The 18789-nt window shown below is 61.7% G+C and carries 15 protein-coding genes; 10 read left to right on the forward strand and 5 right to left on the reverse strand.

Translation table 11 applies throughout. The features are described 5' to 3' along the window. Positions 1 to 63 precede the first annotated feature (63 nt). Positions 64 to 852 carry an SDR family oxidoreductase gene (locus tag ACQY1L_RS09980; protein ID WP_062453424.1) on the forward strand — a complete coding sequence of 263 codons (789 nt, stop codon included), beginning with the start codon at positions 64 to 66 and terminating at the stop codon, positions 850 to 852. A 182-nt stretch (positions 853 to 1034) separates the two neighbouring features. Continuing rightward, the gene (locus ACQY1L_RS09985; protein ID WP_430240788.1) at positions 1035 to 1748 is read left to right on the forward strand and encodes a DNA helicase; all 714 of its coding nucleotides are present in this window, start codon (positions 1035 to 1037) and stop codon (positions 1746 to 1748) included. Positions 1749 to 1754: 6 nt separating this feature from the next. Here ACQY1L_RS09985 and blaOXA read toward each other — a convergent pair whose 3' ends face one another. Continuing rightward, on the reverse strand, positions 1755 to 2558 hold the full coding sequence (blaOXA, locus tag ACQY1L_RS09990; protein WP_430243885.1) for a class D beta-lactamase: 804 nt from the start codon (positions 2556 to 2558) through the stop codon (positions 1755 to 1757). A 153-nt stretch (positions 2559 to 2711) separates the two neighbouring features. On the opposite strand from blaOXA, the gene ACQY1L_RS09995 reads away from it, so the two are divergent. The 5 genes from ACQY1L_RS09995 (at position 2712) to ACQY1L_RS10015 (ending at position 6658) form a co-directional block, all read left to right on the forward strand. Continuing rightward, the gene (locus ACQY1L_RS09995; protein WP_430240789.1) at positions 2712 to 3713 is read left to right on the forward strand and encodes a hypothetical protein; all 1002 of its coding nucleotides are present in this window, start codon (positions 2712 to 2714) and stop codon (positions 3711 to 3713) included. A gap of 165 nt (positions 3714 to 3878) precedes the next feature. Then, positions 3879 to 5171, forward strand: a complete 1293-nt coding sequence (locus ACQY1L_RS10000) for an Hsp70 family protein (RefSeq protein ID WP_062453428.1) — start codon at positions 3879 to 3881, stop codon at positions 5169 to 5171. Positions 5172 to 5247: 76 nt separating this feature from the next. Beyond that, positions 5248 to 6147 (forward strand): uracil-DNA glycosylase, encoded by a 900-nt coding sequence (locus tag ACQY1L_RS10005; protein WP_430240790.1) that lies wholly within the window; start codon positions 5248 to 5250, stop codon positions 6145 to 6147. Between the two features lie 171 nt (positions 6148 to 6318). Next, positions 6319 to 6510: a hypothetical protein gene (locus ACQY1L_RS10010; RefSeq protein ID WP_062453430.1), complete on the forward strand. Its 192-nt coding sequence runs from the start codon at positions 6319 to 6321 to the stop codon at positions 6508 to 6510. Between the two features lie 13 nt (positions 6511 to 6523). Then, complete coding sequence (locus ACQY1L_RS10015) at positions 6524 to 6658, forward strand: hypothetical protein (protein WP_256413693.1); 135 nt, start codon at positions 6524 to 6526, stop codon at positions 6656 to 6658. Positions 6659 to 6742: 84 nt separating this feature from the next. Here ACQY1L_RS10015 and ACQY1L_RS10020 read toward each other — a convergent pair whose 3' ends face one another. Next, positions 6743 to 7681 carry a DMT family transporter gene (locus ACQY1L_RS10020; protein WP_430243887.1) on the reverse strand — a complete coding sequence of 313 codons (939 nt, stop codon included), beginning with the start codon at positions 7679 to 7681 and terminating at the stop codon, positions 6743 to 6745. Between the two features lie 326 nt (positions 7682 to 8007). On the opposite strand from ACQY1L_RS10020, the gene pepN reads away from it, so the two are divergent. The 3 genes from pepN (at position 8008) to ACQY1L_RS10035 (ending at position 13577) form a co-directional block, all read left to right on the forward strand. Continuing rightward, positions 8008 to 10656, forward strand: coding sequence for an aminopeptidase N (gene pepN, locus ACQY1L_RS10025; protein ID WP_430240791.1), 2649 nt, complete (start codon positions 8008 to 8010; stop codon positions 10654 to 10656). A gap of 283 nt (positions 10657 to 10939) precedes the next feature. After that, the gene (locus ACQY1L_RS10030) at positions 10940 to 13294 is read left to right on the forward strand and encodes a PAS domain-containing sensor histidine kinase (RefSeq protein WP_430256334.1); all 2355 of its coding nucleotides are present in this window, start codon (positions 10940 to 10942) and stop codon (positions 13292 to 13294) included. An 85-nt stretch (positions 13295 to 13379) separates the two neighbouring features. Further along, the gene (locus tag ACQY1L_RS10035) at positions 13380 to 13577 is read left to right on the forward strand and encodes a hypothetical protein (RefSeq protein ID WP_430240792.1); all 198 of its coding nucleotides are present in this window, start codon (positions 13380 to 13382) and stop codon (positions 13575 to 13577) included. 27 nt (positions 13578 to 13604) lie between these two features. On the opposite strand, the gene ACQY1L_RS10040 is transcribed toward ACQY1L_RS10035, so the two are convergent. Genes ACQY1L_RS10040 through ACQY1L_RS10050 form a run of 3 tightly spaced genes read right to left on the reverse strand, consistent with a single transcriptional unit; the run spans position 13605 to position 18780 of the window. Beyond that, positions 13605 to 16565, reverse strand: coding sequence for a bifunctional [glutamine synthetase] adenylyltransferase/[glutamine synthetase]-adenylyl-L-tyrosine phosphorylase (locus tag ACQY1L_RS10040; RefSeq protein ID WP_430240793.1), 2961 nt, complete (start codon positions 16563 to 16565; stop codon positions 13605 to 13607). Positions 16566 to 16590: 25 nt separating this feature from the next. Further along, entirely contained in the window at positions 16591 to 17982 is a 1392-nt protein-coding gene (locus tag ACQY1L_RS10045; RefSeq protein ID WP_113111280.1) for an ATP-binding protein, read from the reverse strand. Positions 17983 to 18021: 39 nt separating this feature from the next. After that, positions 18022 to 18780, reverse strand: a complete 759-nt coding sequence (locus ACQY1L_RS10050; RefSeq protein WP_274598264.1) for a response regulator transcription factor — start codon at positions 18778 to 18780, stop codon at positions 18022 to 18024. Positions 18781 to 18789 lie beyond the last annotated feature (9 nt).

Genomic DNA, 18789 nt, shown 5'->3' on the forward strand with positions numbered 1-18789 from the left:
CGTCGCAACCTGTCGTCGCGCCCGAAGGCCCGTCATGAACCTCGTGCAGAGAAGGAAAGCTTCATGGATCTCGGTATTGCCGGCAAACGCGCGCTCGTACTCGCCTCCTCCCGCGGCCTCGGGCTGGGGATCGCCAAGGCTCTGGCGGCGGAAGGCGCAAACGTCCTTCTGGTCGGTCGCTCGGGCGATCAGCTCGCCGAAAACTGCAAGGCGATCAATGCGCTCGGCAAAGGCAAGGCTGACTGGGTCCGCGGCGATCTCGGCGAAGAGAATTTCGTCGCTTCGATGGTGACGGCCGTTGAGGAAAAGCTCGGCGGCATCGACATTCTCGTCAACAATACCGGCGGCCCGACGCCCGGCACGACTGAGGACATGAGCGCCGACAAGCTCGACACGTTCTTCCAGTCGATGGTGCTGCGCGTCATCACGCTCACCAACACGTTGCTGCCGCAGATGAAGGCGCAAGGCTGGGGCCGCGTTCTGACGGTCGCCTCCTCCGGCGTGGTTGAGCCGATCGCGAACCTCGCGCTGTCGAATACGCTGCGTGGCGCGCTGGTCGGCTGGAACAAGACACTTGCGACCGAAGTGGCGGGTTCCGGTATCACCGCAAACATGCTGCTGCCTGGCCGCATCCTCACCGACCGGATCGAGGAACTCGACACGGCCAATGCGAAAAAGCAGGGCAAGACGATGGACGAAGTCCGCGCCGCATCGGTCAAGACGATCCCCGCCGGCCGGCTCGGCACGGTCGAGGAATTCGGCGCTGCCGGTGCCTTCCTCTGCTCGGAAGCCGCAAGCTACATCACCGGATCGATGCTGCGCGTCGATGGCGGAGCGGCCCGCTCGTTCTAACCTGACAAGACCACTTTGAAGACGACACGGATCGCGCTAGGCTCTGATTCTGGCGCGGTCCACGCCTCCCCCCTCCGAACGGGAAAGTAAACCTCATACCGGACCTCTGATCATCGAACCGACTGTTCGAGCATCCGCACAAGGAGGGATTGCGAAACACGCTCGCGATAGGAGGTTTGACCATGAAAACGACAGTTCCGATCTACCAGCTGAAACGCAAGGCGAAGCTTCTCGCCCGGCAGACATCCACTCCCCTTCACGCCGCGCTCGACCGCATCGCCGTCGAGCAAGGGTACCGGAGCTGGAGCCTGCTATCGGCCAAACATACCGAAACATCGCCCGCCGAAATCTTGTACCGAAGCCTGAAACAGGGCGACATGCTGCTGGTCGGTGCACGGCCGCGACAGGGCAAGACGCTGATGGCGCTCAGCCTTGCCATCGAGGCCATGAAAGCCGGCAATAGCGCCTTTTTCTTCAGCCTCGATTATACGCCTGCCGACATTCTCGGGCGCTTTCGCGCGCTTGAGGTCGAGCCTCAGAGCTTCGGAGACCAGTTCTCGTTCGACTGCTCCGATGCGATCAATGCCGGCCACATGATCGAGGCGCTGGAAACCGCTGCAGCCGGCACATTGGTCGTGGTGGACTATCTGCAACTGCTCGACCAGAGACGCGAAAACCCGCCGCTAGCCGAGCAGGTTTCCGCACTCAGTGCCTTTGCCCGAAGGCGTGGCTTGATCATCGTCTTCGTGACGCAGATCGACCGCGCTTACGACGAGGCGACGAGGCCCCTCCCCGACATCGCGGATGTCAGGCTTCCCAACCCGATCGACCTATCCAAGTTCAGCCGGACCTGCTTCCTGCAGGGCGGCAGCGTGGCGTTCCGGCCGAACGGGTAAGCGGCATCAGAGATCGGCGGCAAGCTTGGCCAAGTCGGCGATCAGGCTGTCACGCACAACATAGCTGATCGGCGTGTCGGGATAGCGCTTCACGTCGACCAGCAACCTTGCAAAGATCACGCGGCGGTCGTTCTGCTCGGCCCAGCCGACGAACCAGCCGATCGGGCGGGAATAGTCCGGCTTGCCGTCCTTGCCGCGCATCCAGCCGGCGCCGGTCTTGCCCTGCACGTCCCAGCCGTCAGCAGCTGCAAAATGCGGCAGGATGGCCTGTGTCATGTCGGAAGCCTTTTCCGAGATCGGCAGCTTGCCGGTGAGGAAGCGGCGGATGAACGCCACCTGCTGGTCCGGCGAGATCTTCAGCGACGACATCAGCCAGGCTTCCGTCAGACCGTCCGTGCCCGCGGGTCCGCCTGAGACATCGCGGTTGCCGTAACCGAAGGCCTTCACATAGGCCGCGAACCGTTCTTTGCCGAGCTTGCGCGTGATCTCCTGCGAATACCAGACGATCGAATCGCGTTCCCAGATAGTCGGGTCGACATCCTTTTGCTCACGCTGCGAGCGGTTGAACTTCGCCTGGTATTTCCAGAGCGGCGTCGTCTCGTCGGTGAGGATGCCGGCGTCATAGCCCATCATCGCGAGCGGCAGCTTGAAGGTGGATTGCGGATAGAAAGCCTGATCGCAGGCGCCTTCCCGGTGCACTTGTTCACCTGTCTTTTCCTCGATCACGACCGTACAGGCGATGGGCTCGGCAGCATGGGAGGCCACGCCGGAAAACAAGCACGCAACCGTGATCAACGACAGAAACTTCATTTTCTTCAACACTCTAGCAGTCCTCCTTGTGCGACGCCGGGAAGATCCTCCATGAATGTGTAAACATTGAGTTAACTTGTCATGCCGGTTTTGACCCCTCGTCAAGGCGACGCTGTTACAGGCCGAGCTTGATTAGAACCCAAGGGGCATACCGTGTTAATTGACAGCCTTTTCAAAGGCGGATCGAGTTCATCCTCGCCGAGCCAGACGTCCAGTTCCAGCCAACCATCCTCTACGAGCCAGACGTCCACCTCAAGCACACAGCCAGCAAGCACAACATCCGGCACTTCAGCCGCAACCACCCCGACCAGCACCGAGCAGGTCAAACCGGTCGCGAGCGCAGAACCCGAAACGCAGGTCGACAATAGCGATGACGGCATCTACTCCGCCACGCCTCCGGCGTCGGGTGACGAGACTGCAGAAGCCGAGCCAGTAGCGGCCGATAATGATGAAGCCAGCGAGAGCGTAGGCGACACAGACAAATCCGAGACGCCGGTTTCCACCGCGCCGGAAACTGCTGCGACCGGCGATGCAAAGCCTGAAAGCACCGAGACCAGCGGCGCCGAAACAGACCGCGACGCTTCGATGGTTGAAGACGACGACACCGCAGCGCCAACGTCCAGTGCGCCATCGGGAAGCACATCGACCGGAAGCGTGCCGGCAGAAAGCACGACGGAAGCGGAGCCATCCGCTGAACCTGAGGCGGGTGCCGTTCCTCCAGCAAACAGCGCTCCATCAAACAGTGCGCCATCGAACAGCGTGAGTTCCGGCAGCGCGTCTGGCCCATCCTCGTCGGGTCCGGTACAGGCTGGCACGGCATCCACGGCACCGGCGACGGGCTCGAGCACGGGAACGACCGCTTCGTCGTCCAACGCTCCGACCACCGCGTCGACCTCCGTCTCCAAGACGGCTTCTGCCGATCGCGTCGCTGACTTCCTCGACCAGGTCGCTAGGATCCAGACGCGTTTCGGAACGACAGGTACCAGCGAGGAACAACAGGCTCGCGAACGGGCTTCGGAAGTCGTCCAGAGCCTAATGGTCAGCCAGTTGCTGGACAATATCGTCTCCAAGCAGAGCCAGACGATTGGCACCCTGTTCGGCTCCCGAGACGAGGCCGACACGCTCGAAACGGAAAAGATCTACAGCGCGGCATGAATACCATCGGCAAGGGATGCAGTCCCTTTCCGCTCTTGCCTTCGCCTGCACCTTGTGCCATCACGCGCCCTCTCGAAAAACGGGGCGCGTTTTCGCGTTCTGTTGCCCTCGGAGGCGGCGCTTCCGGTTCATCATATTCGACGTAGATCTTTAAGGAGCACGGCCATGGCACGGGCGCTCGGGCTTGATTTCGGCACGACCAATACGGTTCTGGCATTGGCGGACAGTGGCGCCACCACGCATTCGCTGGAGTTCTCCAGCAGCGCCGGCACCACGGATTCGATGCGCACGGCGCTCTCCTTCATGAAGGATGCGAAGCTTGGCGCGCAGGCGCTGAAGATCGAGGCCGGTCAGGCCGCCATCCGCCAGTTCATCGACAATCCCGGCGATGTCCGCTTCCTGCAGTCGATCAAGACCTTTGCCGCAAGCCCACTGTTTCAGGGCACGCTGGTGTTTGCCCGCCGGCACATGTTCGAAGACCTGATGGAAATCTTTCTGAAGCGGTTGCAGGCCTATGCGGAAGGCAACTGGCCGGGCGAAGTCTCGCGTCTCGTCGCAGGACGTCCGGTGCATTTTGCCGGCGCCAGCCCGGATGAGAAACTTGCCACCGATCGCTACAACGAAGCGCTGACGCGGCTGGGCTTTCCGGAAATCCACTATGTCTACGAGCCTGTCGCAGCCGCCTATTACTTCGCGCAGAGCCTGAAGAGCGATGCCACCGTTCTGGTGGCCGACTTTGGCGGCGGCACGACGGACTACTCGCTCATCCGCTTCGAGCGTGTCGCCGGCAAGCTCGTCGCAACTCCGATCGGCCATTCCGGCGTCGGCATCGCCGGCGATCACTTCGACGCGCGGATGGTGGAGCATCTGGTGGCGCCAGAGATTGGCAAGGGCACGCATTTCAAGAGCTTCGACAAGCTTCTCGAAGTGCCCTCCAGCTATTATGCGAATTTCTCGCGCTGGAACCAGTTGTCTATCTTCAAGACGACCCGCGAGTTCACGGATCTGAAATCGCTGGTGCGCTCGGCAACCGATCCCGACAAGCTGGAACTGTTTATCGATCTCGTCGATCACGACGAAGGCTATCCGCTCTATCAGTCGATCTCGGCCACCAAGATGGCGCTTTCTGCGTCCGACGAGGCGGAGTTCAATTTCTCGCCGCTCGGCCGGGGTGGCAAGAAGATGGTGAAGCGGACCGATTTCGAAACCTGGATCGCCGACGACCTCGCCCGGATCGAAGGTGCGCTGGACGACGTGCTGACCAAGACAAACACGGCACCTGATGAGGTCGACAAGGTGTTCTTGACCGGTGGGACATCCTTCGTGCCGGCGGTGCGGCAGATCTTTAACCGGCGCTTCGATGCCGGCAAGATCGAGAGCGGCGGCGAACTGTTGTCGATCGCCCACGGTCTGGCCCTGATCGGCGAAAGCGGCGATGTGGAGCAGTGGGCGGCGTAAGCACTCCACGAGGTTCTCCACAGCCGCGGACGGAATCCCATTCCAACCCGAGCCCGACATGCTATAGGGTGCGCATATGAGCCCCACCGCCTCCGAACTCGATCCTGCCGAACTTGCAGCGCTGCTGCATTTCTATGCGGATTCGGGTGTCGACTGGCTGGTCGAGGACGAACCGGTCGATCGCTTCGCGCAGTTTGCCGAGCAGAAGGCGGCAAAGTCGCAAGGGCGAGCGGCACCGAACACTTCGTCACCCTCGCCGCAAGGTGAGCGTGAGGCCTATGCTGGCGGTGGCGATACACCACAGCCGCAGCGTCCCGCGCCACCAGCTCCGCGTCTTACCCCCTCCTCCATGCAGCAGGTCGCCATTCCCGATGGCGGCGCGGTCAATGCCGCGCGTCTTGCGGCAGACGGTGCCCGTTCGCTTGCAGAGTTGAAGACGGCGCTGGAAACCTTCGGTGGCTGCAATCTGAAACACGGCGCCCGCTCAACGGTGTTCATGACCGGCGATCCGCAATCGCGCATCATGGTGATCGGCCCGATGCCGAATGCCGAAGATGATCGCGACGGCACACCGTTTTCCGGGCGGCAGGGCCAATTGCTCGATCGGATGCTGTCGGCGATCGGCCTGTCGCGCGAGACGGTGCTGCTCACCAACATCATCCCCTGGCGTCCGCCGGGAAGCCGGATGCCGTCCGACGCCGAACTTGAAATCTGCAGACCGTTCCTCGACCGGCAGATAGCGCTTGCCGAGCCACGCCATCTGCTGCTGCTCGGCAACTTTCCCGCGCGTCTGTTCCTCGGCGACACCGGCACGATCCATTCCATGCGCGGTGAATGGCGCGAGGTCACGGCAGCGGGACTTGCGGTTTCCGCGCTCGCGACGCTTCACCCGCAGGATCTGCTTGCGGCACCGGCCAACAAGGCTCTCGCCTGGCAGGATATGCTGCTGTTCAAAAGCCGCATTTCCGGCACTTGAATGCCCAGAATCTAGGCAGCGGACCGACGATTCGCGTTAAAATTACCAATTTGTGAATATCGTTATGCGTGCGCTGCATGTCAGCGCCGCGTTTGCCGCCATTGATGAATCAATGCTGCGCTGCAATATATCATCCTGTCTTGGGAGGACACGGTTTAAGGAACCAAGGCAATGACCACACGCTTTCGTCCGATCCATTCGGGCTTTGAAACCCTCCGCGTTGCCGGCCTCGCGCCGCGCTCCTCGAACGGGTACCACCATTTCGGATCTGCCACGCACGAGCAGATCACGTCGCGCTCGATGAGCCGTCCGGTCGGGATAACCCGTCCGTCCGCCGTCTTCGCAGACTTCCGTGAACGCTGAGGGTATGACGACAATGAAAACCGTTCTGCACCCGATCCGTACGATCCGCGACAGCATTCTCCAGATCAGCTGCGCGGTATCTGCATCCGTCGAGTTTTCCCGTTCAGCGGTGAAGCGCTCCGACGCGGAAACTGCAATTCCGCTGTAAAGCGTCATCCATGTTGGATTGAACTGTCGAGGGCTGCGTCACGCGGCCCTTTTGCGTTTGGCGCCATGTTCCTGCAGCACGGATTCAGTTGGCGGTGCTTGACGCCCGGCGTGCCGCCTTGCGCTCGAGACCCAACCGATGCTCGCGGTAGATGATGAAGATACCGGCGGAAACCGTAATCGCGGTACCGATCAGCGTCGTTGCCGTCGGCACGTCCGCAAACAGCAGATATGACACGGCAATGCCCAGAATGATCGACGTATAGTCGAAGGGTGCGACTGTCGAGACATCGGCAAATCGATAGCTTTCGGTCAGGAAGATCTGCGCTACGCCACCGCATAGCCCGGCCGCGATCAGAAGCAGAAAACTGCTCCAGGACAGCGACACCCAGCCGAACGGCAGGCTGGCCAGCGACAGAAGCGCGCCGGTCAGCGAAAAATACAGCACGATCGTCGCCGTCTTTTCGGTCTGCACCAGCTGGCGCACCTGCACCATGGCAAGACCGGCCAGCACGGCGGCACAGAGAACCGCGATCGCCCCGAGCGCCTGTTCCGAGGCAAACCCGCCGTCGCGGAGCAGTGTCAGCTTTGGCCAGGAGACGACGAGAACGCCAACGATTCCGATCAACACCGCCGTCCAGCGATAGACGCGCACTGTTTCCTTGAGGATGAGCGCTGCAAACACGACGGCCATCAGCGGTCCCGCGTAGCCGATGGCGATCGCTTCCGGCAGCGGCAGGTGGATCAGGCCGTAAAAGCCGAAGGCCATCGACATGATGCCCAGCACACCGCGCTTGAAATGTCCGAAAATGCTCGACGTGTGGAATGCCGGCCATAACTGTCCGAGAACCGACAGGTAGAGCACGATCGGCACGATCCCGAAAGCGGAGCGGTAAAAGGTGATCTGCCCTGCAGGGATCCCCGTTCCGGCGGACTTGATGCAGACCTGCATGGCCACGAAGATGACGACGGAGATGACCTTGAAAAGAATGCCCCGCAAGGGGTTCTGCGCGTCGGCCACCATCATGCACTCTGCAAAAATCACGGTGACGGGACCGTAATCGCAGCACCACCAAAGAAAAGGATTCGAATACAAATCACAATAACCACATTTCCCGGGGCCGCGACAGGAAATTGACAAAGCACAATCACGAAGCATGATGGCAAGTCAGCTTCCGCGAGGCTGCTCAAGACTGGAACAAAATCGCGTTATCTTAAAGGTGGCTTCAACAATCGTTTAGTATTGCGTGCAATGATCCGCGGCGGCGATGGGGATTGTCGAAAGCTCAATGCGCGCAACCGCGCAGATCCTCGACGCGTTCAATTTGAAGAGCCGGTTCAGGAAAAGTCATGCGAACAGATACGGGCCAGATCGTACATCTGGCAGATTACCGCCCCACTGATTTCGTTCTGGAACGTGTCGACCTCACCTTCGAGCTCGACCCGACGAACACGAAAGTGGATGCCCGGCTGATCTTCCATCGCCGCGAAGGCGTGGATCCGTCCGCTCCTCTGGTGCTCGATGGCGACGAGCTTGCTCTTTCCGGCCTGCTGTTTGACCAAAAGGACGTGCCGGCCAGTCAGTACGATGCCACGCCGGAAAGCCTCATCATCCGTGATCTGCCGGCCGAGGCGCCGTTCGAGATCACCATCACGACCCATATCAATCCGGAAGCCAATACGCAGCTGATGGGGCTTTACCGCACCAACGGCATCTATTGCACGCAGTGCGAGGCCGAAGGCTTCCGCCGGATCACATACTTCCCTGACCGTCCCGACGTTCTGGCGCCCTACACGATCACCATCATCGGTGACAAGGCCGCCAACCCGGTCATGCTGTCGAACGGCAATTTCCTGGGCGGTGCCGGATATGACGAAGGCCGCGCCTTTGCCGCCTGGTTCGATCCGCATCCGAAGCCATCCTACCTGTTTGCTCTCGTCGCCGGCGATCTTGCGGTCGTCGAAGACACGTTCGTGACGATGTCCGAGCGTGAAGTCACGCTGAAGATCTATGTCGAGCACGGCAACGAGTCGCGCACCGCCTATGCCATGGACGCTCTGAAGCGTTCGATGAAGTGGGACGAGGAGCGGTTCGGCCGCGAATACGATCTCGACATCTTCATGATCGTCGCCGTCTCAGACTTCAACATGGGCGCCATGGAGAACAAGGGGCTCAACGTCTTCAACGACAAGTACGTGCTGGCCGATCCAGAGACTGCAACGGATCAGGACTACGCCAATATCGAGGCGATCATCGCCCACGAATACTTCCACAACTGGACCGGCAACCGCATCACCTGCCGCGACTGGTTCCAGCTGTGCCTGAAGGAAGGCCTCACGGTCTATCGCGACCACGAATTCTCGGCCGACCAGCGCTCGCGCCCGGTCAAGCGCATCGCCGAAGTGCGCCATCTGCGCTCGGACCAGTTCCCGGAGGATGGCGGCCCGCTCGCCCACCCGGTGCGCCCGACGACCTATCGCGAGATCAACAATTTCTACACGACGACGGTCTACCAGAAGGGGTCCGAAGTCACCGGCATGATCGCCACGCTGCTCGGCATGGACGATTTCAAGGCCGGCATGGATCTCTATTTCGAACGGCATGACGGCCAGGCCGTCACCGTCGAGGACTATGTGAAATGCTTCGAGGACGTGAGCGGCCGCGATCTCGCCCAGTTCTCGCTCTGGTATTCGCAGGCCGGCACGCCGCTCGTCAACGTCTCGACCGAATACGACCAGGCATCCGCCACGTTCAAGCTGTCGCTCGAACAGATGGTGCCGGCAACGCCCGGTCAGCCGGACAAGCAGCCGATGCACATCCCGCTGTCCTTCGCGCTGATCCTCGACAATGGCGCCATTGCCAACGCGACATCCGTCAAGGGCGGTGAAGTGACCGGTGACGTCCTGCATCTGACCGATCGCCGCCAGACCTTCACCTTTACCGGCATTGCGTTGCGGCCTGTTCTGTCGCTCAACCGTTCGTTCTCGGCGCCGGTCAACATCGCCTTTACCCAGACGCCGGCCGATCTTGCGCATATCGCTCGTCACGACACGGATCTGTTTTCGCGCTGGCAGGCCCTGACGGATCTCGCCATCCCGAACCTTACCAAGGCTGCCCGCGATGCGCGGGAAGGTCATGAGGTCACCTGCGACCCGGCGCTGATTGCGGCACTTCTGGAAGCGGCCGGTGACGACACGCTGGAGCCGGCCTTCCGCGCGCAGGTTCTGGCACTTCCGAGCGAAGCCGACATCGGTCGCGAGCTTGGTGGCAACAACGATCCGGAAGCCATTCACACGGGCCGCAATGCGGTCTTGAAGCTCATCGCAGATGCTGGTGAAGACCTCTTCAAGCGTCTGTTCAGTGACATGAAGGCAGATAGTGCCTATTCCCCGGATGCCGAAAGCGCCGGCAAGCGGGCTCTCAAGGCTGCGGCACTGACCTACCTCGCCTATGCCGAAAACAGCCCGCAGCGCGCGGCCGAAGCCTTCAGTGCCGCCGACAACATGACGGAACTCTCGCAGGCGCTCACACTGCTTGCCCATCGCTTCCCGGAAGCCTCGGAAACGACGGGTGCGCTCGCAAGCTTCCTGACGCGGTTCGACGCAAACCCGCTGGTCATCGACAAGTGGTTCTCGCTGCAGGCGACCATGCCCGGCGAAGATGCGCTGGCACGGGTCAAAGCGTTGATCGACCATCCGCGCTACAATGCCGGCAATCCGAACCGTGTTCGCGCACTGGTCGGCATGTATGCCTTCTCGAACCCGACCGGCTTCAACCGCCGCGACGGCGAAGGCTACCGGTTCCTCGCCGGACAGATCCTCGAGATCGATCCGAAGAACCCGCAACTTGCCGCCCGCATCCTCACCTCGATGCGCTCATGGCGCTCGCTGGAGCCGACCCGCGCCGACCAGGCCCGCGACGCTTTGATGACGATTGAACGTAGCCCGTCCCTTTCGACTGACGTGCGCGACATCGTTGAGCGTATGCTTAAGGGCTGAGACAATCTTCGTGCAAAATGACATCCGCGTCGGCTGCCTGCCGGCGCGGATATTTTTTGCGCCGATTTGGCACATTTTGGTACATCTTGCTTGACGGGGCTTGATAACTCGCATCCTGAAAAGCGTTACCCAGACACCTGATTTGCGGATCCTCTCAGGCGTAAATGCGTCGACTATCATATGGTTAACGAAATGTTACCAACCCTCTGGACACAGAGAATCACTCTGTGATTCATTAGGTCAGATTCGAGCGGCGGCGCAGCGAATCACGACGAGGGATCGGATGACGATGATATCGGGCGTGCAGCGGGAAACCGAGGCCGGGGGATGGTTGCGCTTCAAGTTTCCAGGCTTCAGCAGCCTTGGACGGACGGCTCCGGAGGAAGCTCAGCTTTCCGTCCGGCCGATCGCACAGCAGACGCCGCGCGTCGAGCTGGTGCTGAAGCGTTCCATTCCAATTCTGATCCTTATCTTTCTTGCCGTCGTTGCCGCATCGCGCATTATGGGGATCGTGGGCGAGCATGGCCGGATGGAAGATGCCGCGCGCCAGTCCGCGTCACTGATGTCCGCGACCGCATCCGCCGCTTTCTCCGGACAGGAATCGCTGTTTGCTGCAGCCGACCGCCAGACTGCCCAAGCGCGTCTCTCGACATTCCTCGGCCAGGACAAGCTGGAGCGGGGCGCTGTCGTGCTCTTTACCGATACGACCGGCCGGATCTTCGGCGGCATCGGCGATACCGGCAGCTATCTCGGCAAGCGTCTTTCCTCGGTTCTTCCCGAAACCGCAGCCATGCGCCGCGTCGGCGGGTCGGGCACGGTCATCGAGACCTTTTTCGGTGATGTCCCCTACTATGCGTCGATCAAGCCAATCGGCAACGACGGCGCGCTGATCGTAGCGGCCCATTCGCTGGAGACGACGAACGAATTCGTACGTGGCGAAGTCTCGCTCAGCGTCACGATCTTTGCCGGCATTTCGGCCATCCTGCTCGTCATCCTCTATGCCTATTACGCTCAGGTGAAGCGCGCCCGCGATGCCGACGAGACGTTCGTACAATCGAACCTGCGCATCGAGACGGCGCTGTCGCGCGGTCGCTGCGGCCTGTGGGATTTCGACGTTACTAACCGGCGCCTGTTCTGGTCGGGCTCGATGTACGAGATGCTCGGCTTCCCCCCGGTCGGCAACGTCGTGTCCTTTACCGATGCGGCGCGGATGATGCACCCGACCGACGGCAACCTCTACGCACTCGCCCGCGCCATCAGCCGCGGCAATGCCAAGCAGGTGGACCAGGTCTTCCGCATGCGCCACGCCGCCGGCCACTATGTGTGGATGCGCGCTCGTGCCCAGGTGGTGCGGATGGCAAACGGCCGCACGCACGTCATCGGCATCGCCATGGACGTAACCGAGCAGCACCGGCTTGCCGAACGCTATGCAGAAGCCGACCAGCGCCTGGCCGACGCTATCGAGTGCACGTCGGAAGCCTTCGTGCTCTGGGACAAGAACGACCGCCTGGTGATGTGCAACACTCACTTCCAGCAGGCCCACGGTCTTCCGGACTCAGTCCTCGTCCCCGGCACCGAACGCAGCACCGTGCTTGGCGCCTCTGCCCGTCCGGTGATCGAACGCCGCGTCGCCGATCCGGATCGCAGCGGCCTGTCGCGCACCACAGAAGTGCAGCTGGCCGACGAACGGTGGCTGCAGATCAACGAACGCCGCACCCGCGATGGCGGCACGGTTTCCGTCGGCACCGACATCACCCTGCTCAAGCGTCACCAGGAACGTCTGCGCGATTCCGAGCGCCGCCTGATGGCGACGATCGGCGATCTCTCCGCCTCGCAGAAGAAGCTCGAGCGCCAGAAGGAAGAGCTTTCGACCGCCAATGCCAATTACCAGGCGGAAAAGGAACGCGCCGAGGCCGCCAACAAGGCGAAGTCGGAATTCCTCGCCAACATGTCCCACGAACTCAGAACGCCGCTCAACGCCATCCTCGGCTTTTCCGAGATCCTCGTGAACGGCATGTTCGGTCCGCTCGGATCCGCCAAATACAGCGAATACTCCCGCGATATCCACGACAGCGGCAAGCATCTCCTCAACGTCATCAACGATATCCTCGACATGTCGAAGATCGAGGCCGGTCATATGCTGATCCAGTCGGAGCCCGTCAACCTGACGCCGCTGATCGAGGAAAGCCTGAGGCTGACGGCTGTGGTGGCGCAGGAAAAGCAGATCGCCATCCGCCAATGCCTGTCGCCTTCCCTCGACATGATCGGCGATCGCCGGGCGCTGAAACAGGTGATGCTGAACCTCCTCTCCAACGCCGTGAAATTCACCGACGAAGGCGGCCGCATCGAACTGCGCGCAAAGCCGATCAGCGGCGGCATCGTGCTCACCATCGCCGACACCGGCATCGGCATCCCCAAGGCATCGCTGTCGAAGATCGGCCAGCCCTTCGAACAGGTGCAGAGCCAGTATGCCAAGAGCAAAGGCGGCTCCGGCCTCGGCCTCGCCATATCCCGCTCGCTGATCACCCTGCACGGCGGCACGATGCGGATCCGGTCCGTCATGGGCAAGGGAACCGTGGTTTCGATCCACATCCCCCAGAGCGACATGGTCCAGTTTGCGGCAAAGAAGGTGGCTTGAGGAATACCTCACGATCAATCCCAGATCGCAATTGACTCGCCCTCACACACCTGCGACCCACTTCGCCTGTTGAAGGAGATCACCTGTGAGCAGCGCTGCAGACGCCCCTATCTCCACGCTCGAAGAGATTGCTGACGACACGCGGGCGGCGCTTGCGATGATCAACGTCAAGCTGGATTCGAAGCCGGATCAGGGTCGGATCATCGATCTCGTCTGTGTGATCTTCGGGCTGGTACTGGCAGCAATCGCTGCTACCGCCGGGATATTCACTCTGATCAGATGATCATCGGTCAAAACCGGCAGACGGGGCTCAGGCTCTCACCACCTTCTCGAAAACCTTCCGCACCGCCTTGGATAGCCGCTTTACCTCGCCCTCGAGCGTTGCGAGGTCCGGGCAGTCTCCAGCCCGGCAGATGCGCTCCACGAGACCGGATGGCGCATCCTTCGGCTCGAATGGGCCGTCAACGCAGAGCCTGATGATCTGCGACAGTTCACTGAACAATCTGATTGCATAGAGGCAGGTATCGAGGTCGCCGGGCGTAATCATTTCCTCGCCAAGGCGTTTCAGCAACTCGCCGGTTGTCGAACCGTAGGTCGGGACGACAATGCCCTTCGCCGGTGCGATTAGCCGCAGGTATTGGGCCAAGAACTCTAGATCGATCAGTCCCCCTGGAATCAGCTTGAAATCCCAGATATCGCGGGGCGGCTTTTCCTTTCCAATCAGGACCCGCATCTCGGAGACTTCCCTGGCGATCTTGGCGATATCGGGCCGTGCCGCCAGGACGTCGTCGATCACGTCCCTGACCTCGTCCTGAAGGCTTGCGTCACCGCAGACGAGACGTGCACGCGTCAGCGCCATATGCTCCCAGGTCCAGGCCTCCTCGCGCTGATATTTGCCGAAGGCACCGATGCGGGTGGCGACCGGTCCCTTGTTGCCGGATGGCCGCAGCCGCAAATCCACCTCGAAGATCACGCCTTCGGCCATCGGCGCCGAAAGTGCTGCGACGAGCCGCTGCGTCAGGCGCGTGAAATAGCGTTGCGCATCGAGCGGCCTTGGGCCGTCGCTTTCCGCGACCGCGCTGTCATAGTCGTAGAGGAGGATGAGATCGACATCGGAGCCGGCGGTCAGCTCGAACGAACCGAGCTTGCCCATGCCGAGCACGGCCAGCCGACCGCCCGGATAGGCGCCATGTGCCGCCTCGATTTCGGCTGTCACCGCAACCAGAGCCGCCTCAATCAGCAGATCGGCGAGATGGGTAAAGGCGCGACCGGCCTCCTCTCCCGAAATCGACCCGGTCAGGAGCCGGATCCCGATCAGGAACCGGTGTTCGGCGGCAAAGATCCGCAGCCGGTCCAGCCGGTCCTCGTAGTGCCGCGAGCTTGCCAGAAACGCCGTCAGCCGCGAGGCGAGAAAGTCGCGGGTGGGGATCTCCGCCATCAGCCCGGGATCCAGCATGCCGTCGAACACATGCGGTTTGGAGGCGACAATATCGGCCAGCCGCGGCGCAGAGGCCATGATCGTCACGATCAGCGACAGAAGGAGCGGATTGTTGCCGATCAGAGAAAACAGCTGGATGCCGGCCGGCAGGCCTTTGAGAAAACTGTCGAACCGCAGCAGGGCCTCGTCGGCGCGGCGGCTCTCGCCGATTGCCTTCAAGAGCGCCGGCATCATCTCCGTCAGCCGCTCGCGGGCTTCCGATGACTGGGTTGCCCGGTAGCGACCGGAATGCCAGGTCCGGATCACGCGGCTCATGTCGGCGGGGCGCTCGAACCCCAGCCGGCCCAGCGTCTCCAGCGTATCCGGATCGTCCTTCTGGCCGGTAAAGACGAGATTGCCTTCGTAGTTTCCGCCCTGCGAAGAAAGCTTTTCCTCTTGCTCGAACAACCGGGAATATCGCTTCTCGACCGTCCTCAGAATGGCTTCAAGCCTGGTCGAAAAGGCCGCAACGCTGTCGAAACCGAGCATGAAGGCAATGCGCTTCAGTTCCGCCTCGGTGGTCGGCAGCCTGTGCGTCTGCTCGTCATGCACCATCTGGATGCGGTGCTCCACATCGCGCAGAAACCAGTAGGCATCGGTCAGCGCCGCCGCGATCTCCGGCCTGATCCACTTCGCCTCGGCCAGCGCCTTCAGCGCTGCCTCTGTCTCGCGCGTGCGCAAGGCCGGCATGCGGCCGCCGGCGATCAGCTGCTGGGTCTGCGCAAAGAACTCAATCTCGCGAATGCCGCCCCGGCCGAGCTTGATGTCATGGCCTTTGACGGCGATCGCACCGTGGCCCTTGTGCACATGGATCTGCCGCTTGATCGAGTGGATATCGGCAATCGCCGCATAGTCGAGATATTTGCGAAACACGAAGGGCGTCAGCAGCTTCAGAAACCCCTCGCCCGCCACGATATCGCCAGCCACGGGTCTGGCCTTGATGAAAGCTGCCCGTTCCCAGTTCTGGCCCCTGCCCTCGTAATAGATCAGCGCCGCATCCATCGACACGGCAAGCGGAGTCGAGCCCGGATCGGGCCTCAGCCGCAGATCGGTGCGGAACACATAGCCGTCTGCCGTGCGCTCCTGCAGAATGCGGATCAACCGCCGCATCATCCGCCCATAGGTTTCCGAGGCATCGAGCGGGTCGGCAAGAATGCCGGCGTCGGGATCATAGAAGACGACGATGTCGATATCGGAAGAGTAGTTCAGCTCGCGGCCACCGAGCTTGCCCATCCCGAGCACGATCAGGCCCGATCCGCGGCTCGGCTCCGCTGGATCGACGAGCCGGAGCTTGCCACTCTCATGGGCTGCCAGAAGCAGATGATCGATCGCCGCCGCCGTAGAAGCCTGCGCAAACTCGCTCAGCCAGCGCGTCGTATCCCGTGCCGAGAAGATGCGGGCAAGATCTGCGAGCGCCAGCAGAAAGCCGAACGCGCGTTTGGCACTGCGCAGCGCCGTCATCACCTCGTTCTCGGACGGGATCCTTGCATCCACCGGTCGCCAGGCGTCTCGCGCTGCGTCAACCAGCGCGGCCAGCGCATCCTCGACCTGCCCGTCGATCGCACCGGCCAGAAGCTTAGGCCTGATCGAAGCCACATCGCGGAGAAACGGTGACAGCGAGAACGCTGCGACAAAAAAGGCCTTGAGCGGCCCATCGGCCTTGACGAGTTCAGCCACGGAAGGCTCGGTCTTGCCGATCTCCTTCAACAGGGAAAGCGCAAGCTTGGCCTCCGCCTGGTTCAGCGGCCGGATCACACCAGCCGCTACGTCGTCGAGCCGGTTTCCGGTCTCCATTCTTTTCCTCCCGCGCTCCGCCAGCCTAGCCCTTCACCACCGGAAACACCATGGTCACCGTCAAGCCGGGAGCCTCAGTGCTCGCCTCGTCGGTCGCGGAGAGCTCCAGCCTTCCGCCATGCAGCCCCATCACTGCCTCGACCAGAGACAGGCCGAGACCGGTTCCGGGCTTGGAACGGCTTGCATCCAGCCGGAAGAACCGCTTCGTCACCTCTTCGCGTTTGTCCGCTGGCACGCCTGGACCGTTGTCGCACACGGACAGCCGGATCAGCCCGCCCACCGAGGACAGTTTCACCTTGATCTCGGGAACACCGCCGGCTTCAGCGGCATATTTGATCGCGTTGTCCAGCAGGTTGAAGATCGCCTGGCCGATCAGTTCGCGGTTGCCGTTTACGGAAAGGCCGGGCTCGATCTCCGTGACCAGCGCCAGTCCCACCTCGTCGGCCACCGGTTCGTAAAGCTCGGCACAGTCGGCAGAGGCGGCAGAAAGATCGACCTCAGACATTTCCGCTGCCATCGAGCCCGCCTCGACCCGCGAGATCATCAACAGCGCGTTGAAGGTCCGGATCAGCTGGTCGCTTTCGCCGATGATCCCTTCCAGCGCGTGACGACGCACATCCTCGCGGTCTTCGGAAAGCGCATCGGCCGCCTTGTTGCGCAGCCGTGTCAGCGGCGTCTTCAGATCGTGGGCGATGTTATCGGAAACCTGCCGCAGTCCCTCGTTGAGTTTCTCGATGCGGCCGAGCATGGCGTTGAGCGATTCCGACAGCCTGTCGAACTCGTCGCCGGAGCGGCCAACCGGCAGCCGCTGCGACAGGTCGCCCGCCATGATCTTCTGGCTTGCGGCCGACATCCGGTCGATCCGTTTCAGCGCATTGCGGCCGATGCCGAACCAGATCACGAGAGCACCGAGCCCCATGATCGCCAGCGCCACCATCAGCGCCTGGCGCACGATATAGCGGAAACGGCTGGGATCTCCGAGATCGCGGCCGATCATGATCCGCAGACCATTGTCGAAGCGCAGCACGTTGGCGATCGCAAGATGCCGCCGCGCGCCCTGGTTCTCGGAGTATGGGGTGTAGCCGAACGGCATGTCCGTCCAGCCTTCCTTGTCGAGAACGCCCGGCTGCACCGACGCGACATTGCCGGCCAGAATATCGCCGCTCGGGCCCGCAATCACATAGAGATTGGCACCCGGCTGGCGGGCGCGACGCTCCATGATGCGCAGCAGAAGGTTGATCCCGCCGCGATCATAGGCGCGCTGAATGTCCTGGATTTCCTCCTGGATCGTCTGGCGCGTCTGCTGCACCAGCGTCTTTTCGGAAAGCGCGGTGACATAGAACACCAGGAATGCGGCGCAGAGCGCAAACAGCAGGATGTAGAGTGCCGAAAGCCTCACCGCCGTGGAGCGGAACATCAGCCTTGCGCGGTTGACGATACGGGCAAACACGAAGGCTTACCCCTCGTCCTTGATCATGTAGCCGGCGCCACGAATGGTCTTCAGCAGCGGCTTGTCGAAATCCTTCTCGATCTTCGAGCGCAGCCGCGACACATGCACGTCGATCACATTGGTCTGCGGGTCGAAGTGGTAGTCCCAGACGTTTTCGAGAAGCATCGTGCGGGTCACCACCTGTCCGGCATTCTTCATCAGGTATTCGAGAAGACGGAATTCGCGCGGCTGCAACAGGATCTCCTTGCCGGCGCGCTTCACCTCGTGCGACAGCCGGTCGAGTTCCAGATCGCCGACCCGGTAGGCCATGTCCTGTTCCGGCGTGCCCTTGCGCCGGCCGAGAACTTCGACACGCGCCAGAAGCTCGGAGAATGCATAGGGTTTTGGCAGATAGTCGTCGCCGCCGGCGCGCAACCCGGTCACCCGGTCGTCCACCTGGCCAAGCGCCGAGAGGATCAGCACCGGCGCATTGACGCCGCGCTTGCGCAGTTCCGAAATCACCGACAGACCGTCGCGCCGCGGCAGCATGCGGTCGATCACCATCACGTCGTAGGAATTCTCGGTGCCCATGAACAGGCCGCTTTCGCCATCGCTTGCATGGTCGGCAACAATCCCTGCCTCGCGAAAGGCCTTCGTCATGTAGGCCGCAGCCTCGAGATCGTCTTCAATCACCAGAATCTTCATGTGCGGGACAATAGCGTCGCTTGCGATTTTTGCACCAGCGGAATCATCGGAACTGCCGGATTGTGGGATGATCGTCTGCATCTTGAAACT

Origin of the sequence: Neorhizobium sp. DAR64862/K0K3, from assembly GCF_050500185.1 — a bacterium.
Classification (GTDB): domain Bacteria; phylum Pseudomonadota; class Alphaproteobacteria; order Rhizobiales; family Rhizobiaceae; genus Neorhizobium; species Neorhizobium soli.